A 24925-nucleotide genomic window follows, 5' to 3' on the forward strand; every position below is an offset into this window, starting at 1 on the left:
GGGGGCGCGCGGCCCCCCCCCCCCGGCCGGGGGCCTTGCCCCCGGACCCCCAGGATATTTGCCAAGTAAAGCCGGCCGCAGGCAGGAAGCGTGGCCCGCCCGATCCATCGCCGCCGCCTCCGCCGCGCAGCTTTCCCGGGGGGCGCCGTCTCAGCCGTTCTCGCGCAGGACATGGCCGGCCAGATACAGCGATCCGCAGATCAGTATCCTGGCCTCCGGCTCCGCTGCGACGATCTCGGCCACCGCCTCGGCCACGCCCGCCGAGATGGTCGCGGCGAATCCGGCCGCCCGCGCCGCCTCGGCGGTGGCGTCGGCGGGCAGGGTGTTCCGCTCGCCGGGGATCGAGACCGCATGCAGGCTGTCCGCGACCTCGGCCAGCGGCGCCAGATAGCCGGCGACATCCTTGGTGTTGAGCATTCCCACCACCAGATGCGTCGCCCGGGCCGGCATCGCCGCCAGGGTCGCCGCCACCGCCCGCCCTCCGGCCGGGTTGTGGCCGCCGTCGAGCCAGAGCTCGGCCCGCGGCGCCGCGGCAGCCAGCGGCCCATGCCGCAGGCGCTGCATCCGCCCCGGCCAATGCGCCCGGGTCACCGCCGCCTCGCAGGCCGCCTCGTCAAAGCCCAGATGCCGCAGCGCCGCCAGCGCCGCGCCGGCATTGTCGATCTGATGCGGGCCGGGCAGGTTCGGCAGCGGCAGGTCCAGCAGCCCGGTCTCGTCCTGAAACACCATCCGGCCGCGCTCGGCCCAGCACATCCAGTGCTGCCCCCGCACCAGCAGCGGCGCCGCCCGGGCGTCGGCCTCGGCCTCGATCACCGCCATCGCCTCGGGCGGTTGCGGGCCGACCACGCAGGGCACCCCGCGCTTGATGATCCCGGCCTTCGCATCGGCGATCTCGACCAGCGTCTCGCCCAGATACTGCTGGTGATCCGGCGAGACCGGGGTGATGATCGACAGCTTCGGCCGGCCGATCACGTTGGTCGCGTCCCAGCGGCCGCCCAGACCGACCTCCAGCAGGGTCCAGTCGGCCGGGGTCCGGGCAAAGGCCAGGAAGGCGGCGCAGGTGGTGATCTCGAAGAAGGTGATGTCCTCGCCGGCATTGGCGGATTCGCATTCGGCCAGCAACGCCGCGAGTTCGGGCTCGGCCAGGATCTCGCCCGCCACCCGGATCCGCTCGTGGAACCGGGCCAGATGCGGCGAGGTATAGGCATGGGCGCTCTGCCCGGCGGCCTCGATCCCGGCGCGCAGCATCGCCTGGGTCGAGCCCTTGCCATTGGTCCCCGCGACATGGATCACCGGCGGCAGCCGCAGCTGCGGATCGCCCAGGCGCGGCAGCAGCCGCGCCATCCGACCCAGCGTCAGGTCGATGACCTTGGGATGCAGCGACATCATCCGGTCGAGGATGACGTCCGAGGTCGGGGCCGTCATTTCTTCGGCTCGACCGGCTCGGATGCGTCCGCTTTCGGGGGTTCGGGGGTTTTGGTCTCGGCGGTTTCGGCCGCGGCTTCGGGCTCGGTTGCGGGCGTCGGTGTCTCGGCCGCCGGTTCGGCGGCGGGTTCGGGCGCCGGCAGGTCGCCCTTCACCGCCGGCGGCTCGCCCAGCAGCATCCGCAGCACCGTCATCAGCTCGTCCCGGATCGCCTTGCGATGCGTCACCCGGTCCAGCATCCCGTGGTCGAGCAGGTATTCGGCGCGCTGGAAGCCTTCCGGCAGCTTCTCTCGGATCGTCTGCTCGATCACCCGCGGGCCGGCAAAGCAGATCAGCGCGTTCGGCTCGGCGATATGGATGTCGCCCAGCATCGCATAGCTGGCGGTGACACCGCCGGTGGTCGGATGGGTCAGGACCACGATATAGGGCAGCCCGGCTTCCTTCAGCATCTGCACCGCCACCGTGGTGCGCGGCATCTGCATCAGCGACAGGATGCCTTCCTGCATCCGCGCCCCGCCGGCGGCCGAGAACATGATCAGCGGCCGCTTCAGCTGCACCGCGCGTTCCGCGGCGGCCACCACCGCATTGCCGACATAAAGCCCCATCGACCCGGCCATGAACGAGAAATCCTGGCCCGCCGCGACAACCGGGGTGCGGCCGATCTCGCCCTCGACGACCAGCATCGCCTCTTTCTCGCCGGTCTCCTTCTGCGCCGCCTTCAGGCGGTCGGGATAGCGTTTCTGGTCGCGGAACTGCAGCGGATCGGCGACCGGCTGCGGCACTTTCACCTCGGTGAACACGCCGCCATCGAACAGATGCTTGAACCGCTCACGCGGGGTCAGATGCATGTGATGGTCGCAATTGGTGCAGACGTTCAGATTGTCGCTCAGCTCGCGGTGGAACAGCATGGTTCCGCACTCCGGGCATTTGGTCCAGAGGTTCTCGGGCACTTCGCGGCGCGAGAACAGCGAGTTGATCGTGGGCCGGACGTAATTGGTGATCCAGTTCATGCGCACTTCCCGTCTGAGACCTGCCCGGAGATAGTCGCTGGGGTCCGGATTTGCAATCTGCGCCCGGTCACGGCCGCGACAGAATCCGGTCCCGCCGCGCCAGCCAGCGGGCCAGCACCGCCCAGGTCAGGGCGATCGAGACGAAGTCGCCCGCCACCGCCCAGGCCATCACCGGATCGGTCGCGGCATAGGGGGTGCGCCACAGCGCCAGGCCGGGCAGGGTGTCGCCGGTGGCCAGGATCAGCAGCGCGATGCAGTTGTTGGCGAAATGCATCCCCCAGGCGGCGCCCAGGCTGCCCGAACGCCGGGTCAGATCGGCCGCCGCCAGGGCGAAGAGCCCGATCGCGCCGATCACGATCGCGGTATTGCCGCCCGTCTCGGCCGGGTTCCAGTGCAAGGCGCCAAAGGCCAGCGCCGGCAGCAGCATCCAGACCAGCGGAGAGCGGAACCGCGCCGCCAGCTGCTGCATCAGATAGCCGCGAAAGGTGATCTCCTCGGCCAGGGTCTGCAGCGCGACCCCGGCCAGCGCCAGCGGCAGCAGCATCGCCCAGCGTGACAGGGGCAGGTTCGGCACCGCGTCGAACCGCCAGGCCCAGGGCAGCAGCACCAGCGCATAGACCACCGCCACCACCGCCACCGCGACCAGGAAGTCCCGCCCCGCCTGCCGGGCCGGTCCGATCAGGCTGCCCGGCCCGCGCCGATGCATGACCCGCGCCGCGACCACGCTGCCCAGGGCCAGCCCGCCGAAGCTGAGCAGCAACAGCAGCATCGACCCGGCGCTCCGGCCCTGGCCCATCGCCACCATGCCCCGGCCCAGGCCCTCGCGCCCGCCCAGCAGCGCCATGACCCCGGCCATGGCCGCCAGCCAGGCGACGTAGACCAGCACGATCAGGACGATGCCCAGCAGCAGCCGCCAGATCGCGGGCCGCAGCCGGGCGGCGGCAATGAAACGTTCGAAAGCAGCGGTCATGCGGGTCGGTTCCGGTCTCGGTGCCGGATCTACCTCGGGTCAGGGGCCCCGCATGTCAATGCCGCGCCGCTCAGCTCAGCGCCGACAGCACCAGCGCCGGCAGCAGCAGGGCGGGAAGGGCGATCAACGGCAGGAAAATCGAAAGGCGCATAACGGGCTCCATGAAATCAACTGGCCGCAATCTAGCCGCGCCGCCGGGGGCCGAAAGTCCGGAAAACCCGTCCTTGAACCGCGGCGGCGGGACGATCCGCCTTGCAGGCCAGTGGTCCGACGATTATCCCAAGTCCCGGAACCAGCCGCGGAGAGATGCCGATGAAAAACCGCCAGTTTGACAAATCTGTCTTGCCGAGCCGCCATGTGACCGAAGGCGCCTCGCGCGCGCCGCACCGGTCCTACCTCTATGCCATGGGCATTTCCGAGGACGAGATCCACCAGCCGCTGGTCGGCGTCGCGACCTGCTGGAACGAGGCCGCGCCCTGCAACATCGCGCTGAACCGGCAGGCCCAGGCGGTCAAGGCCGGCGTCAAGGCCGGCGGCGGCACCCCGCGCGAGTTCACCACCATCACCGTCACCGACGGCATGGCCATGGGGCACGAGGGCATGCGCTCCTCGCTGGCCAGCCGCGACGCCATCGCCGACACGGTCGAACTGACCATGCGCGGCCATTGCTACGACGCCCTGGTCGGCCTCGCCGGCTGCGACAAGTCGCTGCCCGGCATGATGATGGCCATGGTCCGGCTCAACGTGCCCAGCGTGTTTCTCTATGGCGGTTCGATCCTGCCGGGCAAGCTGAACGGCCGCGACGTGGTGGTGCAGGACGTGTTCGAGGCGGTCGGCCAGCACGCGGCGGGCAACATGTCGGATGCCGAGCTCGACATCCTCGAGCGGATCGCCTGCCCGACCTCGGGCGCCTGCGGCGGCCAGTATACCGCCAATACCATGGCCTGCGTCTCGGAAGCCATCGGCCTGGCGCTGCCGAATTCCTCGGGGATGCCGGCGCCCTACGAAAGCCGCGACGCCTATGGCGAGGCTTCCGGCGACGCGGTGATGGAACTGATCGCCCGCAACATCCGGGCCCGCGACGTCGTCACCCGCAAGTCGCTCGAGAACGCGGCGCGGGTGGTGGCCTGCACCGGCGGCTCGACCAATGGTGGCCTGCACCTGCCGGCCATCGCGCATGAGGCCGGGATCGACTTCGACCTCTTCGACGTCTGCGACATCTTCCGCGACACGCCCTATTTCGTGAACCTGCGCCCCGGCGGCGAATATGTCGCCAAGGACCTGCACGAGGCCGGCGGCGTCATGGTGGTGATGAAGGAACTGCGCAAGGCGGGGCTGATCCACGAGGACTGCATGACCGCCACCGGGCGCAGCATCGGCGAAGAGATCGACATGGTCGAACGCGAAGCCGACGGCAAGGTGATCCATCCGATTTCCAACCCGATCACCAAGACCGGCGGCGTCGTCGGCCTGCGCGGCAACCTGGCGCCCGACGGGGCGATCGTGAAGGTCGCCGGGATGAGCGCCGAAGAACAGGTCTTCGTCGGCCCGGCCCGGGTCTTCGATTGCGAGGAGGACGCCTTCGAGGCGGTCCAGAACCGCAACTACAAGGAAGGCGACGTGATCGTCATCCGCAACGAGGGCCCGGCCGGCGGTCCCGGCATGCGCGAGATGCTCTCGACCACCGCCGCCCTCTCGGGCCAGGGCATGGGCAAGAAGGTGGCGCTGATCACCGACGGGCGCTTCTCGGGCGCAACCCGCGGCTTCTGCGTCGGCCATGTCGGCCCCGAGGCCGCCTTCGGCGGGCCGATCGCGCTGCTGAAGGACGGCGACATGATCACCCTCGATGCGGTGAAGGGCGAGATTTCGGTGGCGTTGACCGATGCCGAACTCGAAGCCCGCAAGGCCGAGTGGAAAGGCCCGCGCAAGACCCAGTATTCCTCCGGCGCGCTGTGGAAATACGCCCAGCTCGTCGGCGTCGCACGCTATGGCGCCGTCACCCATCCGGGTGGCAAGGAGGAAGGCCATATCTACATGGACCAATAGGCCGATGGCTTCCGGCACCGGTCGCTTGCGGCGGCTCGGCCGCCCGGCCCTGGCCCTGCTGGCCGTGGCGGCGCTGTCCGGCTGCATGGAGCTGCCGGCGGGCGGCATCGCCGGCGGCGGGTCCGGCTCGGGTCCGGCGCTGAAGCAGTCGGTCCGGCTCAGCTCTGCCGGAATAGACGTGACCGGCCCGCCGGGCTACTGCCTCGACGAGTCGGCCTCGCATCCGTCCGGGACCGGCGCCTTCGCCGCCTTCCGCCGCTGCGAAGTGCTGCGGGGCGGCTCGGTGGCGCTCAGCAACCGGGCGGTGCTGGGGGTGTCGGTCTCGGACACGCCCAATCCGCAGCCGGTCGTCGCCGGTTCCGAAGACAAGCTGATCGCCTATTTCAAGACCGAGGCCGGGCGCAGGGTGCTCAGCCGCTCGGGCAAGGCCTCGACCGTCACCCTGCTGCAGAGCAGCGACCGGGATGGCGTCGTCTGGCTTCAGGTGCGCGACACCTCGCCGACGCTGGCGCTGGATGCAACCTACTGGCGGGCGATCTTCGACGCGAAGGGCCGTATCGTCACCGTCACGGTCACCGGCTTTGCCGAGGGGCCCTTGACCGGCGCCCGGGCCAGGGCCCTGGCCGAAGGTCTGGTGGCCCGTATCCGCAAGGCGAACAGCGGCGATGCCACGGCGACACGGGCGGATGCCGGCGCCACGGATGCCGATTTCAACGGTTTCCTGCGGGCCCCGCCCCCGCTATGACTGTCGAAGAGGCTGGCGAGGGGCGGTCATGGCGATCGGGTTGAGGGCATTGGCCGATCAGCTGTTGCACAGGCGGACGCTGCGCATGTGGGGCCGCGCCGCGCGCCAGGCTCAAAGCGTCAACCTCGCCACCCTGCGCGGCATGCGCAGCCGGGCCCGGCAGATCCGCCGCCGCATCGACCGGGTGCTTTTCGTCGCCGACGAACGCCTGACCCTGCCGCTGATCGGGTCCGACGCGATCCCCAAGCCCCTGCATTGCGACTGGGCATATCGCCCCGAAATCTGGCGCGGTCCGATCCAGCCGCCGGGCAAGGCGGCGGTGGAAAGCCGGACCATGTTCGGCGACGAGGCGACGCTGTTTCACGACTGCCGGATTTCCGAGCTCACCGTCCGCCAGATCCGCAACACGAGGGAAGAGGACATCGCCCCTTTCGGGCTGCGGATGGACGTGTTCCGCTTCGACGGTTCGTTTCTCTCTCTGGCCCTGGACCTGCCGCCGGAAGCGGCGCAGGGGCTGAAGCGGCGGCATCTGGTGCGGCTGGCCGCAGCGGTGGAGACCGAGAAGAAGATCGAGATCTTCGCGCGGCTCAACATCCGCCATGGCCCGAACACCGAACAGATCGTCCGCGAATTGCCGCTGGACGGCGAGGAGGTCGTCGTCGAATTCGATCTCGCCTATACCAATCTGAACGAGAAGCGGGTCGAGAAGCTCTGGCTCGACCTGATCTTCGAAGGCCCCGAGATGAACCAGATCGTGCTGCACGACTTGACGCTGGCCCGCCGTCCGCGGGCGGAATTCTGATCATGGAGGTCCGATGATGGACAACGGGATGAGCTTGACCAAGACCCGTATCCATGCCGGCGTCTGGGAAGGCGTGTTGCAGATCGAGGGCGGCGAGGTGCCCGAGCTTGAGGTGACCCATCTCGAACAGCCGGTCCATTCCGTCGCGATCACCGAGATCGAGGACGCGCCGGGGCAGTATCTGGTCCGGGTGGCGATCCCGCCGGATCAGCTGGCCGACGGGGTGCAGACCTTCCTGATCAGCGACAAGGCGACGGGCGCCCGGCTGGCGAGCTTCACCGTGATCACCGGTGAACCGCTGGAAGACGACATCCGTGCCGAACTGGGCCTGCTGCGGGCCGAGCTGGACATGCTGAAGAAGGCGTTCCGCCGCCATTGCGTCGAGACGACATGAAGGCCACGCGATCCCCGCGAAACCGCGGGTTTCCCGAAATTAACCAATAAAAACCCAATGGAATCAAAGTGTCCCCATGGGGACACCCCGGGGGCGCTCAGCCCTTCGCGGCCATTCGGGTCCGGATCAGGGTGAAAATTCCCGCCGCCACCACGATCGCCGCCCCGATCGCCACATTCGGCCGCAGGCTCTCGCCGAACACCAGGATGCCCAGGGCCGAGGCGAAGACCAGCTGAAGATAGGCGAAGGGCTGCACCGCGCTCGCCTCGGCCACCTCGTAGCAGCGGATCAGCAACCAGTGCCCGGTCGCCCCGAGAACGCAGAGCAGCGCCATCCATCCCCAGTCCGGTCCGGTCATCGGTTCCCAGAACCAGACCCCGACCAGCGTCATGAACAGCGCCCCCATGATCCCGGTCCAGAAGAACGACGTCGCCGAACTGTCCCGGCGCGCGACATAGCGGGTCAGCAGCGAGTAGAGCGCGAACATCGACGCCGAGGCAAAGGCCACCAGCGCGAAGGGATTGAACACCCCGAACCCCGGTTCAAGGATGATGAGCACGCCCAGAAACCCGATCCCGATCGCACTCCACCGCCGCCACCCGACCCTCTCGCCCAGGATCGGCCCCGAAAGCGCTGCGACCAGCAGCGGGTAGCAGGCAAAGACGGCATGCGCCTCGACCAGCCCGAGCAGCACGAAGGCGCCGACCATGACGCAGATCTCCCCGGCCAGCAGCAACCCGCGCAGGGCCTGGACGGCGGGCTGCGAGGTGGCGGCCGCGGCGCGCAGCCCGCCGGCCTGACGGCTGGCAATGACCAGCACGAAGGCGGCGAAGAACCAGTAGCGCAGCATCACCACCATCCAGACGTTGTAGGCTCCGGCCAGATGGCGGCTGAGCCCGTCCTGAAGCGCGAAGACCATGGTGGTGGCGACCATCAGGCCGATTCCGGCGCGGGTGTTCTGCTCTTTCATCGCGCCCCTTTCGCGGCCTTGTCCGTTGCCCGCAGCCGACCGCGGCTCATGTGCCGCTTGCGCCCGTATCCCGGCACCCGGGCAACGTCAAACCCTGCCGCCTCCAGCGCCCGCCGCACATGGCCCGCGGCGGTATAGGTGGCGAAACTGCCGCCCGGCGCGGTATGGGCGGCGACCTCGGCCAGCAGGTCGTCCTGCCAGAGTTCGGGGTTCTTGGCCGGCGAGAACCCGTCGAGATACCAGGCATCGGCGCGGCCGGTCCATGCCGGCAGAGAGGCGCGGGCGTCGCCGGGGATGATCTCGACCTGCGCCGGCCCAAGGTCGAAGCGCTGCTTTCCCTGCGTCCAGGCCGCCAGCAGCGGTGCCGCCCAGCGGTCGAAGTCGGGGAAATGGGCCAGCGCCTCGGCCAGGTCGGCGGGCGCCAGGGGGAAGGCTTCGAAACTGCTGTAGCACAGCCGGCCAGGCGCTTCGCTGGCGTCCCACAGCGCCAGGGTCGCCAGCAGGTTCAGCCCGGTGCCGAAGCCCAGCTCGGCGATATGGAACCCGTCGCGAAACCGCTGCGGCAGGTCATTGCCCTGAAGGAAGACATGCCCGGTCTCGGCCAGCCCGTCGTCGAGCGAGAAATACGGATCGTCGAAGCGCCGCGAGACCGGAACGCCGCCGTCGCGCCAGTCGATCGCCTCGCCCGGCGGTTCCGCTGTCGCTCCCTTGCTGCTCTGGTTCATCCCGCGCCGATCTCCTAGACATCGGGCCGGACACTGGCGCGGAGGGCGGCGGATGGCAACAGATGTGACAGTGCGCGGCGCCGGCATTTTCGGCCTGTCCTGCGCCTGGGCGCTGGCGCGGCGCGGGGCGCGGGTGCGGGTCGTCGATCCGGGCGGGCCGGGGGCCGGGGCCTCGGGCGGGGTGCTGGGCGCGCTGGCACCGCATGTCCCCGAGAACTGGAACCCGAAGAAGCAGTTCCAGCTCGACAGCCTGCTGGCCGCCGAAGGGTTCTGGGCCGAAATTGCCGCCGCTTCGGGCCTGTCGCCGGGCTATGCGCGACAGGGCCGCCTGCAGCCGGTGGCGGATGCCGATGCCGAGGCGCTGGCCCGGCGGCGGGCCGGGACGGCGGCAGAGCTCTGGCATGGCGCGGCGCTGTGGGAGGTGGTTCCGGTCAGCGGCGCCGATTGGGAGCCGCCCAGCCCCTCGGGCCTCTTGATCCGCGACACGCTGAGCGCCCGGTTGCATCCGCGCCGCGCGGTGGCGGCGCTGGCGGGCGCGCTGGCGGCGCAGGGGGTGGAGATCGTGACCGAGGCGCCGGACCGGGGGATGGTGCTGCATGCCTCGGGCGCGGCCGGGCTGGAGGCCCTGTCGCAGGCATTGGGCAAGACGGTCGGGCGCGGGGTCAAGGGGCAGGCGGCGCTGCTGGGCCATGCCGCCCCGCAGGCGCCGCAGCTGTTCGTCGAGGCGCTGCATGTGGTGCCGCATGAGGATGGCACCACCGCGATCGGTTCGACCGACGAGCGCGACGCCACCACCGCCGAACCGGACGAGAAGCTGGAGGCGCTCATCGCGAAGGCGCGGCGGCTGGTGCCGGCGCTGGCCGAGGCGCCGGTGCTGGAGCGGTGGGCCGGGTTCCGTCCCCGTGCCCGCAGCCGGGCGCCGATGCTGGGGCCCTGGCCGGGGCGGGAGGGCCATTATGTCGCCAATGGCGGCTTCAAGATCGGCTTCGGCATGGCCCCCGGCGTGGCAGCGGTGATGGCCGATCTGATGCTGGACGGGCAGGACCGGATCCCGCCGGGCTTCCGGGTCGAGGACAATCTTTAGGCGGGCCCGGCCAGGGTCAGTCGAGCTTGGCCCTGAGCGCCGCCATCAACGCCTCGACGGCGCGGCGGTAGCGCGGGTCGATCAGGCGCCCCTCTTCGTCGAAGGCCTCCGAGGAATTGCCGACCAGCACCTCGGGCCCGCTGACCAGATCGGGGCGGTAGGGCACCAGCGTCAGACGCAGGGCGAATTGTGACCGCTCGCCGCCGGCGCGGCCATCGGCGGCGGACATGATCGCCATCGGCTTGCCGGTCAGCGGGCCGGGGCGGGCGCGGCTGATCCAGTCGAGCGCGTTCTTCAGCACGCCGGGAAAGCTCTTGTTGTATTCCGGGGTCGAGATCACCACCGCGTCGGCGGCGCGGATCTGCTCGACCAGCCGCTGTGCCTCGGGCGGAAGCCCCTCGGCGTCTTCGGCGTCGCCATCGTAGAGCGGCATCCGGATGTCGGCGGTCTCCGCCCGGCAGGGGCCGAAGGCGCGCATCGCCTCGGCCAGCAGCATCCGGTTTGTCGATCCGGCGCGCAGGGCTCCGGCAATGCCCAGGAGGCGTGGTTCTGTCATCGGCTCTTCCCTTTCCGCGTTGTCCCCGGTTTTATGCCGCCGAAACGAGATGACAAGGTGGAGGCCCGGATGCGGCACGGTGGACAGATACTGGTGGACCAGCTGAAGTTGCATGGGGTGGAGCGGGTGTTCTCGGTCCCCGGCGAGAGTTTCCTGGCCGCTCTGGACGGGCTCTACGAAAGCGGGATCGAGAATGTCGTCTGCCGGCAGGAGGGCGGCGCCACGATGATGGCCGAGGCGATGGGCAAGCTGACCGGGCGGCCCGGCGTGGCCTTCGTGACCCGCGGGCCGGGGGCGACCAATGCCTCGTCCGGGGTGCATGTGGCGCGGCAGGACTCGACCCCGATGGTGCTGTTCATCGGTCAGATCGCCCGCAGCCACCGCGACCGCGAGGCGTTCCAGGAAGTCGATTTCCGCGCCATGTTCGGGCCGCTGGCGAAATGGGCGGCCGAGATCGACGACCCGGCGCGGATCCCCGAATATGTCAACCGCGCCTTCCATGTCGCCAGCTCCGGGCGGCCCGGCCCGGTGGTGTTGTCGCTGCCCGAGGACATGCTGGCCGAACTGTCCGACGTGCCGGCCCTGGCGCCGACCGCGCCGACGCGGGCCGCTGCCGCCGAGGCCGACCTGGCGCGGCTGGCCGAGGCCCTGCAGGGGGCGAAACGGCCGCTGGTCATCGCCGGCGGGTCGGGCTGGAGCCAGCAGGCGGCGGATGACCTGGGCCGTTTCGCCGAGGCCGCCGGGCTGCCGGTTGCGGTGTCGTTCCGCCGGCTGGGGCATTTCGACAATACCTCGGCCAATTACGTCGGCGACCTGGCGGTCGGGATGAACCCGAAGCTGGGGCAACGGCTGCGCGATGCCGATCTGCTGCTGGTCCTGGGCTCGCGGCTGGCGGACATCGCCACCAATGGCTACGAGCTGATCGACCCGGCGGCGCCGGGCAAGACGATCCTGCATGTCCATCCCGATCCCGATTTGCCGGGACAGGTCTATCGCACCGACCTGGCGATCACGGCGGATGCGCCCGGAGTCATCGCCCGGCTGGCCGGGATGAACTGGGCGCCGGGGCCATGGGCCGAGTGGACCGCCGCGGCCCGCGCCGATTACGAGGCCTGGCAGGTGCCGCAGGAAACGCCCGGCGCGGTGCGGATGGAAGAGATCGTCTGCTGGCTGCGCGACCAGCTGCCGCCCGAAGCGATCCTGACCAACGGCGCCGGCAACTATGCCGGCTATGTGAACCGCTACTGGCGCTTCCGCCGCCACGGCACGATGCTGGCGCCGACCAGCGGCAGCATGGGCTATGGCTTCCCGGCCTCGATCGCCGCCAAGCTGCTCTACCCCGATCGTCCGGTGGTCTGCTTTGCCGGCGACGGCTGTTTCCAGATGACCCTGAACGAGATGTCCACCGCGGTGCAGCATGGCGCCAACGTGATCACCATCGTCGCCAACAACGGCCAGTACGGCACCATCCGGGCACATCAGGAACGCAGCTATCCGGCGCGTGTCTCGGGCACCATCCTGGCCAACCCGGACTATGCCGCGCTGGCCCGGGCCTATGGCGGCCATGGCGAGACGGTGGAGCGGACCGAGGATTTCGCCACCGCCTGGCAGCGCGCCGTCGCCTCGGGGCGGATGGCGGTGATCGAGCTGCGTCTCGACCCGGAAGCCCTGGCGCCGGGACAGACACTGAGCGAGGCCCGCGAGGTCGGGCGCCGCAAGCAGGCCGCCGCGCAGGGTTGAGGCGGGCGGAGCCTCCGGCGGGAGTATTCGGGACCCGAAGAGAAAGGGGGCAGCGCGATGCTGCCCCCTTTGTCGTCCGCAAGACCGGGCTGTGCCGGGATCAGCCGATCGCGACGGCGCGGATGTCGTCGTCGATATGGGCCTCGTACTGGGCGAAATTGCTGGCGAACATGTCCACCAGCTTCGCGGCCTGCCGGTCATAGGCCTCGGGATCGGCCCAGGTGCCGCGCGGGTCGAGCAGCTCGTCGGGGACGCCTTTCAGCGAGGTCGGCACTTCGAAGCCGAAGTTGGGATCCTTGCGGAAATCGCCCTCGGCCAGGCTGCCGTCCAGCGCCGCCGCCAGCAATGCCCGGGTCGCCTTGATCGGCATCCGGCTGCCGGTGCCGTAGGCGCCGCCGGTCCAGCCGGTGTTGACCAGCCAGCAGGTGGCGCCGTGCTTGGCGATCTTCTGCCGCAGCAGTTCGCCATAGACCTCGGGGCGGCGCGGCATGAAGGGGGCGCCGAAGCAGGTCGAGAAGGTCGGTTCCGGCTCGGTCACGCCGCGCTCGGTTCCGGCGACCTTGGAGGTGAAGCCCGAGAGGAAGTGATACATCGCCTGCGCCGGGGTCAGCCGGGCGATCGGCGGCAGCACCCCGAAGGCGTCGCAGGTCAGCATCACCACGTTCTTCGGATGCCCGCCCATCGCGGTCTCGGAAGCGTTCGAGATCGCTTCCAGCGGATAGGCGGCGCGCATGTTGGCGGTCAGGCTGTCGTCGTCGAAGTCGAGTTCCAGCGTCTCGGGGTCGTAGACCATGTTCTCGATCACCGTCGCGAAGCGCGTGGTGGTGGAGTAGATCTCGGGCTCGGCCTCGGGCGAAAGGTTGATCGTCTTGGCATAGCAGCCGCCTTCGAAGTTGAAGGTGCCGCGATCCGACCAGCCGTGTTCGTCATCGCCGATCAGGGTCCGGCTCGGGTCGGCCGAGAGCGTGGTCTTGCCGGTGCCCGAGAGGCCGAAGAACACCGCCGCGTCGACCGGGTTGCCGGGGGCATGGTTGGCCGAGCAATGCATCGGCATCACGCCTTTTTCGGGCAGCAGGTAGTTCAGCAGGGTGAAGACCGATTTCTTGTTCTCGCCGGCATAGGCGGTGCCGCCGATCAGGATCAGCCTGGCATCGAAGTTCAGCGCGATCACGGTTTCCGAGCGGCAGCCGTGCCGGGCCGGATCGGCCTTGAAGCTGGGGCAGTTGATGATCGTGTAGTCCGGGGTGAACCCGTCCAGTTCCTCGCGGGCCGGGCGGCGCAGCAGGTGGCGGATGAACAGCCCGTGCCAGGCCAGTTCGGTCACCATGCGCACGTCGAGCCGATGCTCGGGGTCGGCGCCGCCGTAGAGATCCTGCACGAAGAGGTCGCCGCCCTTCATGTGGGCCAGCATGTCCTCGTGCAGCTGGTCGAAGGCCTCGGGCGTCATCGGGCCGTTGTTCTCCCACCAGATGTTGTGTTCGACGGCGGGGGTACGCACGACGAACTTGTCCTTGGGCGAGCGGCCGGTGTGCTTGCCGGTCGAGACCAGCAGCGTCCCGCCATTGCCCAGCTTGCCTTCCCCCCGGCGGATCGCCTCTTCCATCAGCGCGGCTTCATTGAGGTTATAATAGACCGTACCCGCACCCTTGATGCCCTGATCCTCGAGGCGACAATTCGGGTTTACCCGTCCAACGGTCATGATGATCCTCTCCGTCCCGCCAGTTCGGCGGTACACTTTCTGTATTGCAGGTTTCGGGCCCTTGGGCGGACCCATGGCGGGGACTTAACACGGCGTTTTTCCATGCCGATAGGGCAGTTTGTCACCGTTAGCGAAAACAGCCCGATGTTTGCGCCAACACCGGCGCGACCCCGCCGACACCGGTCGCATCAATGCCATGCAATCGCCTCAGGTGAGGCAAATTAGCCATGTCTTGAGGTTTTCAGGCCCAGATATGGGGCTGCTGAAGAGGTGATTCGCACTTAGTAGTTGATTCCGGGGGATGTTGACGTGAGTATGCAAGAAAAAATAAGCAATACGAGCAGGACAAGGACCCCTCAGATGTCGAGGATTGCACTGGTTGACGACGACAGGAACATCCTGACGTCGGTTTCGATGACTCTGGAAGCCGAAGGTTTCGAGGTAGAGACCTACAATGACGGGCAGTCGGCGTTCGACGCTTTTTCGAAACGCCTGCCGGACATGGCGGTTCTGGACATAAAGATGCCCCGGATGGACGGCATGGATCTGCTGCAGAGGCTGCGGCAGAAAACCACCATGCCGGTGATCTTCCTGACCTCGAAGGATGACGAGATCGACGAGGTTCTGGGTCTGCGGATGGGCGCCGACGACTATGTCAAGAAGCCCTTCAGCCAGCGTCTGCTGGTCGAGCGGATCCGGGCGCTGCTGCGCCGGCAGGAAGCGCAGATCACCGGCGAGACCCCGGACGGCGAGGAAAACAAGGTCATGCAGCGCGGCGCGCTGAGCATGGACCCGCTGCGCCATTCGGTGACCTGGAAGGGCAAGGAAGTGTCGCTGACCGTGACCGAGTTCCTGCTGCTGCAGGCACTGGCCCAGCGGCCCGGCTTCGTGAAGAGCCGCGATCAGCTGATGGATGTGGCCTACGACGATCAGGTCTATGTCGACGACCGGACGATCGACAGTCATATCAAGCGTCTGCGCAAGAAGATGCGGACTGCCGATGATGATTTCTCGGCGATCGAAACGTTGTACGGGATCGGGTACCGCTACAACGAGGAGTAGGGCGAGGGGGGCATGACGCTCGCGTCCAGAATAGACATGCGGGACAGTCGGAACACGCGGGATGCCGAGGTGGTGCTTGGCGAGGACTGGATCGGCCCGCAGGGCGCGGCCGACCGGGAAGCGCGTGCCCAGCAGGCTCCGCGGCGCTGGATGGCGTTCAACTCTTCGCCGCTGGCGCGCAAGATCGTCACCTTCAACCTTCTGGCGCTGGTGGTTCTGGTGGCCGGCGTGCTGTTCCTGAACCCGTTCCGCGACAGTCTTGTCACCCAGCATGAACGCGGGCTGATCGGACAGGCGGAGCTGCTGGCCAATATCTTCGAGGTGCAGATGCCCGCGGGCGCTCCGGTCAGCCTGAGGGCCAGCAACGGGCCGGACGTAGCGGCGACCCTGAAGACCATCGACATCGACCCGACCCTGCAGGTCTATCTGTTCGACAGCGCCGGCAAGCTGATCGCGACCACCGAGGGCATGGAACGCAACGCCGCGCCGCCGATCGAGGGGCTGGAGCGCGACGAGAGCTCGACCGTGATCACCGATTTCCTGAACGGTATCTGGGTCAGGATTTCCGGGCTTCTGAACGTCGGTCCTTCGGAAGCGCCGGCCGCCGATGCCGGGGAAATCCTGCGCGGGCTGGTGCCGGCGGCGCTGACCGGCGTGACCCAGGTCGGCGAGAACGTGGTTTCGGCCGAGGGCACGATCTTTTCGGTGGCGGCCCCGGTGATGCACAACGGCGTCGCCGTGGGCGTGGTGGCGCTGAGCTCGGGCGCCGGGGACATCGACCATCTGGTCCGGCTGGAGCGGGAGCAGGTCCTGCAGATGTTCGTCATCGCCATCCTCGTGTCGATCGGGCTGAGCCTCGTGCTGGCCTCGACCATCGCCAACCCGCTGGCCGATCTGGCCGCCGCCGCCGAGATCGGCCGCGACCGCAACAAGCGCACCGTCAATCCGGGCCGGGTCCGGATCCCCGACCTCTCGGGGCGTCCGGACGAGATCGGGCGGCTGTCGGGCGCGCTGCGCGGCATGGTCACGGCGCTCTATGACCGGATCGACGCCAACGAGCAGTTCGCGGCGGATGTGGCGCATGAGATCAAGAACCCGCTGGCCTCGCTGCGTTCGGCGGTGGTGACGCTGCGGGTGGCCAAGCGCGATGATCAGCGCGAGAAGCTTCTGGACGTGATCGAGCATGATACGCGGCGGCTGGACCGGCTGGTCAGCGACATCTCGAACGCCTCGCGGCTGGACAGCGAGCTGGTCAAGGAGGAAGAGCAGCCCTTCAACCTGCTCAAGATGCTCGGCAATCTGTCCGAGTATCTGGGCGCCGAGGCGCGCGGCAAAGGGGTCGAGTTCATTTCCGACCTGCCGCCCGAGCCGATCGTGATTCACGGGCTCGAGGCGCGGCTGGCGCAGGTCTTCGTCAACCTGATCACGAATGCGATCTCGTTCTGCGACGAAGGCGACGCGATCCGGGTCTGGGCGCGGCGCCGGGAAAACAGGGTGCTGGTGGTGGTCGAGGATACCGGGCCGGGGATTCCCGAAGGGGCGCTGTCCAAGGTCTTCAAGAGGTTCTATTCGGACCGTCCGGTGGATCACTTCGGCAACAACTCCGGGCTGGGGCTGGCGATCTCGAAACAGATCGTCGAGGCGCATGGCGGCGTGATCTGGGCCGAGAACATCCGCCCGACCGATGCCGACGTGACCTCGGATCCGCTGGGCGCGCGTTTCGTGGTCGGCCTGCCGGTCTGATCCGTCACGCCGGTCACGGGCCGGGCAGGGAACAGGCGCACGACCGCGCAGCCCCGCGGCGAGGGTGCCAAGGGCGGGTGGAATGAGTCAGGCTGCAGATCACGATGGCGTCACTTTGCATGCAAGCTGCGTGGCCCTGGGGCCGTCCGGCCTGCTGATCACCGGCGCCTCGGGCAGCGGCAAATCGAGCCTGGCGCTGATGCTGATGGCCTATGGCGCACGGCTGGTGGCCGATGACGCGACGCTGGTGCAATGCAGCAAAGGGGCGCTCTGGGCCAGTTGTCCGGAGACGATCCGGGGCAGGATCGAGGCGCGTGGCATCGGCATCCTGGCGGCCGATCCGCAGGAGCGGGCCCGGCTGGTCGCGGCGGTCGATCTGGACCGGACCGAGAGCGAGCGCCTGCCGCCGGAACGCTCGATCACGATTGCCGGTCATGATATTCCCTTGATATTGAACGTTCCCGGTCTTTCATTCGCTGCCGGGCTTATCCAATATCTCAAGGGTCAGTCTTTCAAGGAAACGAGGATCAGTTGAGCACCCTCCGGCCGGATCAGTTCAGCACCGCACGCCACAATCACCGGGTTGTCCTGGTGATGGGCCCCTCGGGCTCGGGCCGGACCACGGCAATCAATGCGCTCGAGGATTTCGGTTACGAGACGATCTCGAACCTGCCGCTGACCCTGCTGCCGCGGCTCCTGGACGGTGCGCCGCCCGAGCGGCCCCTGGCCCTGGGACTGGACGTGCGGAACCGCGACTTCTCCACCAATGCGGTGATCGAACTGATCGACCGGCTGTCGGGGCTGAGCAACATCCAGATCGACGTGCTCTATCTCGACAGCCGTGCCGACGTGCTGCTGCGGCGCTATTCCGAGACCCGGCGCCGGCATCCGATGGCCCCGGCCGAAAGCCCTGCCCAGGGGATCGAGCGGGAGATGGACCTGCTGGTTCCGATCCGTGCCCGGGCGGATATCCTGATCGATACATCGGAACTGACCCCGCATGAGCTGCGCGAGGAGATGCGGCGCTGGTTCGACAGTGAGGGCGCGACCAAGCTGGCGGTGTCGCTGCACAGTTTCAGCTACAAGCGCGGGGTGCCGCGGGCCGTGGACATGGTCTTCGACTGCCGGTTCCTGCGCAATCCCTACTGGGACCCGGCGCTGCGGGCCAAGGATGGCCGGGCCCCCGAGGTGCGGGCCTATGTCGCTGAAGACCCGCGCTTTGACGAGTTCTTCGAGAGATTGCGTGGACTGACCCTGTTCCTGCTCCCGGCCTACCGGGACGAGGGCAAGGCGCATCTGGCAATTTCCTTCGGATGTACCGGAGGGCAACACAGATCTGTTGCCGTGACGGAATTGTTGGCGAATGCACTTGCAGCAGAGGGCTGGCAAGTATCTAAAAGACATAGGGAATTGGAACGCCGCAGCAGCACGGCTGCGGATTCCGGATCGGGGTAGATGGTGTGATCGGCATAGTGATTGTCGCGCACGGAGGATTGGCCAAGGAATACCTGGCCGCGGTCGAACATGTTGTCGGTCGTCAGACCGGGATTCGCACCGTCTCGATCGCGCCCGATCACGACCGGGACCGCAAGCAGGCCGAGATTTGCGCCGCCGCTGATTCGGTCGATGGAGGGGATGGCGTGGTCGTGGTGACCGACATGTTCGGCGGCTCGCCCTCGAACCTCTCGCTTCTGGCCTGCAACCCGTCGAATCGGCAGATTCTCTATGGTGCGAACCTGCCGATGCTGATCAAGCTGGCCAAGTCGCGGCATCTGAGCGTGCCCGAGGCGGTGCGCGGATCCCTGGCCGCCGGTCGCAAGTACATCGACAGTTTCGATGTTCACAGGTAAGCCGGACGCATGGACGGCGAAGTAATCCGCAAGTTGAAGATCGTGAATGCCAAGGGCCTGCACGCGCGGGCTTCGGCAAAGTTCGTCGAAGTGGTCGAGGCGCATGACGCCCGTGCCTATGTGTCCAAGGACGGGCAGGAAACCGGCGGAGATTCGATCATGGGGCTTTTGATGTTGGCAGCGGCGAAGGGAAGTTCTATTGACGTCCGGACCACTGGTGCTCAGGCTGAAGAATTGGCAGATGCGCTGGAGGCACTGGTCGCGGACCGGTTCGGTGAAGACTTCTGAGGCCGTCTAGCGGGTCGGTGGGGACGGAACGAAACGTGACGCAAGCGCCAGACGACAGCAGGCCGATGCGGACGGGCGACCCGGCCTATGTCCCATACGACAAGCGCAAGCTGAGCTATGCGCAGACCTTTCAGGAGCCGTGGCGCATCCGGACCATCCGGGCTGTCGAATGGGCCACCGGCAAGCTGACCCTGCTGCGCAAGATCCGCCAGTTCGAACGCGAAGGCGTGGTATCGGGCAACGCGTTCTGGGACCGGGCCCTGGAGGTCATGGGCATCGAGCTGAAAACCCCGCCCGAACAGATCGCCCGTTTCCCCAAGACCGGGCCGGTGGTCGTGGTCTCGAATCACCCGCACGGGCTGGTCGACGGGATGATCTTTGCCGCCACCATCGGCAAGGTGCGGACCGACTACAAGATCCTGTCGCGCTCGTTGCTGGCCGGGGTCAAGGAAGTCAGCGAATTCCTGATCGCGGTGCCCTTCCCGCACGAGGAAGACAGTTTCAAGAACTCGATCGCGATGCGAAACGAGACCATGGAGCATCTGAAGAAGGGGGGCGTGATCGCACTGTTCCCTTCCGGTCAGGTCGCTTCGGCCAAGACCTGGTTCGGTCCGGCCGTGGAGGCCCCCTGGAACCCGTTCACCGCCAAGCTGGTGCGCCGCTCGGGCGCCACCGTCGTGCCGATGTTCTTTCCCGGGCAGAACTCGCGCTGGTATCAGATCGCGGCGCAGACCTCGGCGACGCTGCGGCAGGGGTTGTTGCTGCACGAGGTCGTCCATGCGCTGAACAAGCCGCAGGCCCCGGTGATCGGCGAGCCGATCACGCCCGAGGAGATGGAACCCTGGAAGGACCGCCCCGGCGAGTTCATCGAATGGCTTCGGGCGCGGACCCTGGCGCTGAAGGATCAGGTGCCCAAGGACTGAACCTCGCCCGGCCGGACCTATCTGCAGATCCGTTGCATCGCCTGCCATTCGGCCTCGGTCAGGATCGGCACGGGCGGTTCGGCCAGCCGCTCGGCTGCCAGCCGCGCCGCCTCGATCCGGTCGCCCAGCTTGGGATGCGCGGCGAAATGGGCGGTGATCCCTTCGTTGTCGCCATATTTCTTCTTCAGCCGCTGAAGCATCGACGCCAGGGCATCGGGGCGGACCCGTTTCCGGATCAGCAGTTCATGCGCAAAGGCGTCGGCCCCGGCCTCGGCCGCCTGCGAATAGCTGGCGTCGATCAGCCGTTCGGTCAGGAACAGCACCACGGTTCCGCCGGCGAAATCGCCCAGCAGCAACCCGATCACCCCGATCGAGCCGGCCGAGCGCAGCGCCGAGCGGGTCGGATCGCGGTTGATCACATGGCCGAGTTCATGTGCATAGACCGCCGCCACCTCCTCGGGCTGCTCGGCGGCGTCGATCAGCCCGCGAAACAGCACCACATGGCCGCCGGGCAGGGCGAAGGCGTTGATGATGTCGCTGTCGAGCACATGCAGGTTGATCGGATAGGGCAGTTCCAGGTCGCCGGCCAGCCGGGTCGTCATCTTGTCCAGCGCCGCCAGCCCGTCGCGGGTCTCGCAAAGCGCCATCGGCGCGAACTCGTTTTCCGACAGGGCCGAGCGGATCTGTTTCAGCGTCGCGTCGCCCAGGGCCTTTTCGCCTTCGGGCGGCAGGTATTCGGCCAACTGGTCGGCCATCACCGGCACCAGCACGAAGACGATCAGCGCCACCGAGGCGACCGCCGCGCAGGCCCAGGCCAGCAGCCGCCCCTTGCCCTTGACCGGCGGGCGGCGGCGCAGGAAGGGGGCACGGGCGCGCAGGATGAGGATCAGTACCTTGTCATCGACCATCAGCCGCGCAGCCGGATCACCGGTCCGGGCCAGGATCAGCCCGGTGCGGTCGGCCTGGTCGGGCGGCGAGCGCAGGGCTTCCAGCGGCCAGCGCAGGGTGCCGCCGTCGGGCAGGGCCAGCAGCAGCACGCCGCCCGTCGGGGTCTCGTCGATCGTCACGCCGACCCGTTGCGCCCGCGCCGACCGACCGTCGAAGAGATCGGCGAAGGCCTGCAGGGGTTCATGGCTGGCGCCGACGACGATCGTGGTCATATCGCGGCCCCCAGGTCGAGCGCGTCGGCAAATCCCTCGGCCTCGGCAAATTCGTCGCGGGCGCGTTGCGTGACGGCGTTCAGGGCCAGGGGCTGTTGCAGCACCAGGGTCTCGGCGTAGTGGCGCATGTTCGGCAGGCCGACAAAGACCTGTCGGAACACGCCCCAGAAGATGAACACGAGGAAATAGGCCAGCACCCCCGCCGCGCCCAGCAGCCAGCCCCGGAGCTTGGCTGCCTCGGCGCCCGGCAGCGGGTCGAACAGGTTGGTCGGGTCGGTATTGGTGGCGATCAGCGCCGCGATGAAGGGCATCGCCAGCACGCAGACGGCCAGCAGGGTCAGGCCGTAGCCCAGGACATAGTGCCGCAGGATACGCCAGGGCCGGGGCCGGGCGGTCAGCCGAAGCCCGCCCAGGCTCTTGGTCGAGGTCAGGCGGCGAAAGCTGTCGACCTGCCAGTAGGCCAGGCCAAAGAGCGTCCAGCCGATGCCCAGCACCGCCAGCAGCCCGAAGCCGAGTGCGCTGGCCGGGTCGGTCATCCCGTAGGCGCCCGCGGTGCCGATCGCGGTCAGCAGGATGCCGATCCAGAAATGCTTGCAGGCATTCATCAGCATCCAGGGATGGCCGCCCTGATGCAGCCGGACCGAGCCGAACCAGGTCCGGTCGGTGCGGTATTTCTCCAGCGCGAAGGTCTTGCGCGGCCAGAGGATGCCCAGGCTGATGATGGTCAGGAACCACCACCAGAGCGCCCGCACCGCATAACCCCAGGCGGCATTGTCGACGCCGAAGCGGATGCCGCGCCAACGGGTCCGGGCCAGCACATAGCGCCGGGCGCGATACTGCGCGAAGAACAGGATCGGGATCACGCCGATGAAGGAGATCACATAGGCATAGGTATTGCCGTGGAACAGCGCGAAGCTGGCGAACATCAGGACCAGGTTCACGATGCCGATGTAGAAGGACATCAGCACCACCGCGATCAGGAAGCCCAGAAGCTTCTCAAGCGGCTCGCCGACATATTCCAGCGGCACCCCTCCGGGCCGGATCGACGACCAGTAGTAGCGCCGCATCCGGGTCTTCATCCAGAACCGGTAGAGCCCCAGGGTCAGCACCGTCAGGATCGAGGTGCGCAGCGCCAGCCAGAACAGGCGCCCGCGCTGCCCGGCGAATTCGGTGGTCAGATCGGCATCGGGCAGGGGCGACGACGGCATTGGCGGCAGGGCACCCCGGGGGATGTCGCCCGCGCGCATCAGTCGAACCGGTTGTCCCGCGGGAAGCCGCGCGGCGCCATGCGGCCGCTGCCCGCGCGTTTGCCCAGCCACTCGTCCAGCACGGTCTCGGTCCGGGTCCGGCCCGCAGGGTCCTTCCAGGACAGGCCGTCCGCCAGGGTGAAGGTCGTGGCATCGACCAGGCCGCCGTCCTTGTATTTCTGCAGCCGGACACCCTTGCCGCGGGTCATTTCGGGCAGTTCGGTCAGCGGGAAGACCAGCACCTTGCGGTTCTCGCCGACGGCGGCGACATGGTCGCCCTCGACGGGCCGGCAGACCTGGGCCCGGGCATTGCCCGAAAGGTTCAGCACCTGCCGGCCGGCGCGGGTCTGGGCCAGGACCTCGTCCTCGGACACGACGAAACCGTCGCCGGCGGAGGAGGCGACCAGCAGTTTGCGCCCTGCGCGATGCGGGGTCAGCGTGACGATCTCGGCCTCGTTCGGCAGATCGACCATCAGCCGGACCGGCTCTCCCATGCCGCGGCCGCCGGGCAGCGTATTGGCCGACAGCGTGTAGAACCGCCCGTTCGAACCGAACAGCACCAGTTTGTCGGTGGTTTCGGCGTGAAAGAAGAACCGGCCCTCGTCACCGTCCTTGAACTTCAATTCGGTCTCGGGCGGCTGGTGGCCCTTCATCGCCCGGATCCAGCCCATTTTCGAGCAGATCACCGTGATCGGTTCACGCTCGATCATTGCTTCGTAGGGGACCTCGGCGACCTCGACGGCTTCGGAGAAGGTGGTGCGGCGGGCGCCGCCGGGGCTGTTGGCGCCAAAGGTCTTGCGCACCTCGCGCAGCTGTTCGGCGATCCGGGACCATTGCAGGCTTTCCGAGTCCAGCAGGTCCTCCAGCTCGGCCCGCTCCTTCATCAGCGCGTCCTGCTCGGCAAGCAGCTCCATCTCTTCCAGCCGCCGCAGGCTGCGCAGCCGCATGTTGAGGATCGCCTCGGTCTGCACTTCCGACAGCCCTTCGGCGGCGGCGGGCAGGGTCAGCGGCGAGACATAGTCCTTTTCGCTGGTCGCCCGGCCCCGCTTGACGCCCCAGTCCTCGGCCATCAACGCCGCTTTCGGGTCGTCGTCATAGCGGATGATGTCGATCACCCGGTCGAGATTGAGGAAGGCGGTGATGAAGCCTTCCAGCACTTCCAACCGATGGTCGATCTTTTCCATCCGGTGGGTCGAGCGGCGGATCAGCACGTCGCGGCGGTGGTCGAGGAAGGCGCGCAGCACCTCTTTCAGCGAACAGACCTTGGGAATCCGCCCGTCGATCAGCACGTTCATGTTCAGCGAGAACCGGACCTCGAGATCCGAGTTGCGGAACAGCGCCTGCATCAGCACGTCGGGATCGACGGTGCGGGACTTGGGCTCGATCACGATGCGGATGTCGTCGGCGCTTTCGTCGCGGACATCGGCGAGGATCGGCACCTTCTTCAACTGGATCAGTTCGGCCAGCCGCTCGATCAGCTTGGACTTCTGGACCTGATAGGGGATTTCCGTGACCACGATCTGCCACATGCCGCGGTCCAGCGGTTCCTTTTCCCAGCGGGCCCGCAGGCGGAAGGCGCCGCGTCCGGTCCGGTAGGTCTCGATGATCGTCTCGCGCGGTTCGACGATCACCCCGCCGGTCGGGAAATCGGGGCCGGGGATGTAGTTGACCAGGGTTTCGTCGCGGGCGTCCGGCGTCTTGATCAGATGCAGGCAGGCGGCGACGAGTTCGTCGATGTTGTGCGGCGGAATATTCGTGGCCATGCCGACGGCGATTCCGCTCGACCCGTTGGCCAGAAGGTTCGGAAAGGCGGCGGGCAACACGACCGGCTCGGTCAGGGTGCCGTCGTAGTTGGCGCGGAAATCGACCGCGTTTTCGTTCAGCCCCTCCATCAGGGCCTCGGCGGCCGCGGTCAGCCGGGCCTCGGTGTAACGGCTGGCGGCGGGGTTGTCGCCGTCGATGTTGCCGAAGTTCCCCTGACCGTCCACCAGCGGGTAGCGGATGTTGAAATCCTGCGCCAGCCGGGCCATCGCGTCATAGATCGCCTGGTCGCCGTGCGGGTGATAGTTGCCCATCACGTCGCCCGAGATCTTCGCCGATTTGCGGAATCCCCCGGTCGGGGACAGGCGCAGTTCGCGCATCGCATAGAGAATCCGGCGGTGAACCGGTTTCATTCCGTCGCGGGCGTCGGGCAGGGCCCGGTTGGTGATCGTCGAAAGCGCGTAGGTCAGATAGCGCTCGCCAATCGCCCGGCTCAGCGGCTCCGAGCCTTCCGAAGGGTCGATCTTGGGGGTTTCGGTCTCATCCGTCATGGATGTTGTGTAAGCGTTGGGCCGGGACCGGTCCAGATCGAATCCGGCAATTGCCGGCGGGTTGCTGCGGCACCCCTGCGGGTCGGTCGCCGGAAAGGGAGCGAATCGGGATTCTTCCGGAAGGAACGGAACGTTCCGCGGGTCAGGGCGTTGATAATTTTAGCGATTGTGGTA

General features: G+C 67.8%; 23 protein-coding genes. 13 read left to right on the top strand and 10 right to left on the bottom strand.

The window, feature by feature from the left end; all coding sequences use genetic code 11:
• Positions 1–150: 150 nt before the first annotated feature.
• From NUW50_RS19500 to NUW50_RS19510, 3 genes are all read right to left on the bottom strand, one after another.
• Positions 151–1425 carry a bifunctional folylpolyglutamate synthase/dihydrofolate synthase gene (locus NUW50_RS19500; protein WP_258290855.1) on the bottom strand — a complete coding sequence of 425 codons (1275 nt, stop codon included), beginning with the start codon at positions 1423–1425 and terminating at the stop codon, positions 151–153.
• Entirely contained in the window at positions 1422–2435 is a 1014-nt protein-coding gene (accD, locus tag NUW50_RS19505; RefSeq protein ID WP_258290856.1) for an acetyl-CoA carboxylase, carboxyltransferase subunit beta, read from the bottom strand. Before accD ends, NUW50_RS19500 begins: the two co-directional genes overlap by 4 nt.
• Before the next feature lie 67 nt (positions 2436–2502).
• The gene (locus tag NUW50_RS19510; RefSeq protein WP_258290857.1) at positions 2503–3405 is read right to left on the bottom strand and encodes a CPBP family intramembrane glutamic endopeptidase; all 903 of its coding nucleotides are present in this window, start codon (positions 3403–3405) and stop codon (positions 2503–2505) included.
• 312 nt (positions 3406–3717) lie between these two features.
• On the opposite strand from NUW50_RS19510, the gene ilvD reads away from it, so the two are divergent.
• From ilvD to NUW50_RS19530, 4 genes are read left to right on the top strand one after another with little or no spacing between them, the layout of a single operon-like run.
• Positions 3718–5451 carry a dihydroxy-acid dehydratase gene (gene ilvD / locus NUW50_RS19515; protein ID WP_258290858.1) on the top strand — a complete coding sequence of 578 codons (1734 nt, stop codon included), beginning with the start codon at positions 3718–3720 and terminating at the stop codon, positions 5449–5451.
• Positions 5452–5455: 4 nt separating this feature from the next.
• Positions 5456–6196 carry a hypothetical protein gene (locus NUW50_RS19520; protein WP_258290859.1) on the top strand — a complete coding sequence of 247 codons (741 nt, stop codon included), beginning with the start codon at positions 5456–5458 and terminating at the stop codon, positions 6194–6196.
• A 28-nt stretch (positions 6197–6224) separates the two neighbouring features.
• Positions 6225–6998, top strand: coding sequence for a DUF6478 family protein (locus tag NUW50_RS19525; RefSeq protein ID WP_258290860.1), 774 nt, complete (start codon positions 6225–6227; stop codon positions 6996–6998).
• 28 nt (positions 6999–7026) lie between these two features.
• Complete coding sequence (locus NUW50_RS19530; RefSeq protein ID WP_258290861.1) at positions 7027–7392, top strand: hypothetical protein; 366 nt, start codon at positions 7027–7029, stop codon at positions 7390–7392.
• A 97-nt stretch (positions 7393–7489) separates the two neighbouring features.
• Here NUW50_RS19530 and NUW50_RS19535 read toward each other — a convergent pair whose 3' ends face one another.
• The gene (locus NUW50_RS19535) at positions 7490–8362 is read right to left on the bottom strand and encodes a DMT family transporter (protein ID WP_258290862.1); all 873 of its coding nucleotides are present in this window, start codon (positions 8360–8362) and stop codon (positions 7490–7492) included.
• Positions 8359–9087 (bottom strand): tRNA (5-methylaminomethyl-2-thiouridine)(34)-methyltransferase MnmD, encoded by a 729-nt coding sequence (gene mnmD / locus NUW50_RS19540; RefSeq protein ID WP_258290863.1) that lies wholly within the window; start codon positions 9085–9087, stop codon positions 8359–8361. The genes NUW50_RS19535 and mnmD overlap by 4 nt, the downstream gene beginning before the upstream one ends.
• Before the next feature lie 52 nt (positions 9088–9139).
• Here mnmD and NUW50_RS19545 point away from each other — a divergent pair, with 52 nt between their 5' ends.
• Positions 9140–10171, top strand: a complete 1032-nt coding sequence (locus NUW50_RS19545) for an NAD(P)/FAD-dependent oxidoreductase (protein ID WP_258290864.1) — start codon at positions 9140–9142, stop codon at positions 10169–10171.
• Positions 10172–10187: 16 nt separating this feature from the next.
• On the opposite strand, the gene NUW50_RS19550 is transcribed toward NUW50_RS19545, so the two are convergent.
• Positions 10188–10727, bottom strand: coding sequence for an NADPH-dependent FMN reductase (locus NUW50_RS19550; protein WP_258290865.1), 540 nt, complete (start codon positions 10725–10727; stop codon positions 10188–10190).
• Positions 10728–10796: 69 nt separating this feature from the next.
• Between NUW50_RS19550 and NUW50_RS19555 the strand changes: the two genes are divergently transcribed.
• Positions 10797–12467 (top strand): thiamine pyrophosphate-binding protein, encoded by a 1671-nt coding sequence (locus tag NUW50_RS19555; RefSeq protein ID WP_258290866.1) that lies wholly within the window; start codon positions 10797–10799, stop codon positions 12465–12467.
• A 100-nt stretch (positions 12468–12567) separates the two neighbouring features.
• On the opposite strand, the gene NUW50_RS19560 is transcribed toward NUW50_RS19555, so the two are convergent.
• Positions 12568–14166, bottom strand: coding sequence for a phosphoenolpyruvate carboxykinase (locus NUW50_RS19560; protein ID WP_258290867.1), 1599 nt, complete (start codon positions 14164–14166; stop codon positions 12568–12570).
• A gap of 360 nt (positions 14167–14526) precedes the next feature.
• Here NUW50_RS19560 and NUW50_RS19565 point away from each other — a divergent pair, with 360 nt between their 5' ends.
• The 7 genes from NUW50_RS19565 (at position 14527) to NUW50_RS19595 (ending at position 20032) form a co-directional block, all read left to right on the top strand.
• Complete coding sequence (locus tag NUW50_RS19565; RefSeq protein ID WP_258290868.1) at positions 14527–15228, top strand: response regulator transcription factor; 702 nt, start codon at positions 14527–14529, stop codon at positions 15226–15228.
• A 36-nt stretch (positions 15229–15264) separates the two neighbouring features.
• Positions 15265–16971, top strand: a complete 1707-nt coding sequence (locus tag NUW50_RS19570; protein ID WP_258290869.1) for a sensor histidine kinase — start codon at positions 15265–15267, stop codon at positions 16969–16971.
• A gap of 82 nt (positions 16972–17053) precedes the next feature.
• Positions 17054–17506, top strand: coding sequence for an HPr kinase/phosphorylase (locus NUW50_RS19575; protein ID WP_258290870.1), 453 nt, complete (start codon positions 17054–17056; stop codon positions 17504–17506).
• Between the two features lie 59 nt (positions 17507–17565).
• Positions 17566–18426, top strand: a complete 861-nt coding sequence (gene rapZ / locus NUW50_RS19580; protein ID WP_258290979.1) for an RNase adapter RapZ — start codon at positions 17566–17568, stop codon at positions 18424–18426.
• A gap of 5 nt (positions 18427–18431) precedes the next feature.
• On the top strand, positions 18432–18821 hold the full coding sequence (locus tag NUW50_RS19585) for a PTS sugar transporter subunit IIA (RefSeq protein WP_258290871.1): 390 nt from the start codon (positions 18432–18434) through the stop codon (positions 18819–18821).
• 9 nt (positions 18822–18830) lie between these two features.
• Complete coding sequence (locus NUW50_RS19590) at positions 18831–19109, top strand: HPr family phosphocarrier protein (RefSeq protein WP_258290872.1); 279 nt, start codon at positions 18831–18833, stop codon at positions 19107–19109.
• Between the two features lie 65 nt (positions 19110–19174).
• Positions 19175–20032, top strand: a complete 858-nt coding sequence (locus NUW50_RS19595; protein WP_258290980.1) for a lysophospholipid acyltransferase family protein — start codon at positions 19175–19177, stop codon at positions 20030–20032.
• Between the two features lie 17 nt (positions 20033–20049).
• On the opposite strand, the gene NUW50_RS19600 is transcribed toward NUW50_RS19595, so the two are convergent.
• Genes NUW50_RS19600 through NUW50_RS19610 form a run of 3 tightly spaced genes read right to left on the bottom strand, consistent with a single transcriptional unit; the run spans position 20050 to position 24751 of the window.
• Positions 20050–21192 carry a M48 family metallopeptidase gene (locus tag NUW50_RS19600; protein WP_258290873.1) on the bottom strand — a complete coding sequence of 381 codons (1143 nt, stop codon included), beginning with the start codon at positions 21190–21192 and terminating at the stop codon, positions 20050–20052.
• Entirely contained in the window at positions 21189–22400 is a 1212-nt protein-coding gene (locus tag NUW50_RS19605) for a YjgN family protein (protein WP_258290874.1), read from the bottom strand. The genes NUW50_RS19600 and NUW50_RS19605 overlap by 4 nt, the downstream gene beginning before the upstream one ends.
• 38 nt (positions 22401–22438) lie before the next feature.
• The gene (locus NUW50_RS19610; protein WP_258290875.1) at positions 22439–24751 is read right to left on the bottom strand and encodes a DNA topoisomerase IV subunit A; all 2313 of its coding nucleotides are present in this window, start codon (positions 24749–24751) and stop codon (positions 22439–22441) included.
• Between the last annotated feature and the right edge of the window lie 174 nt (positions 24752–24925).

Source organism: Frigidibacter sp. ROC022 (assembly GCF_024723735.1).
Classification (GTDB): Bacteria; Pseudomonadota; Alphaproteobacteria; order Rhodobacterales; family Rhodobacteraceae; genus SLM-1.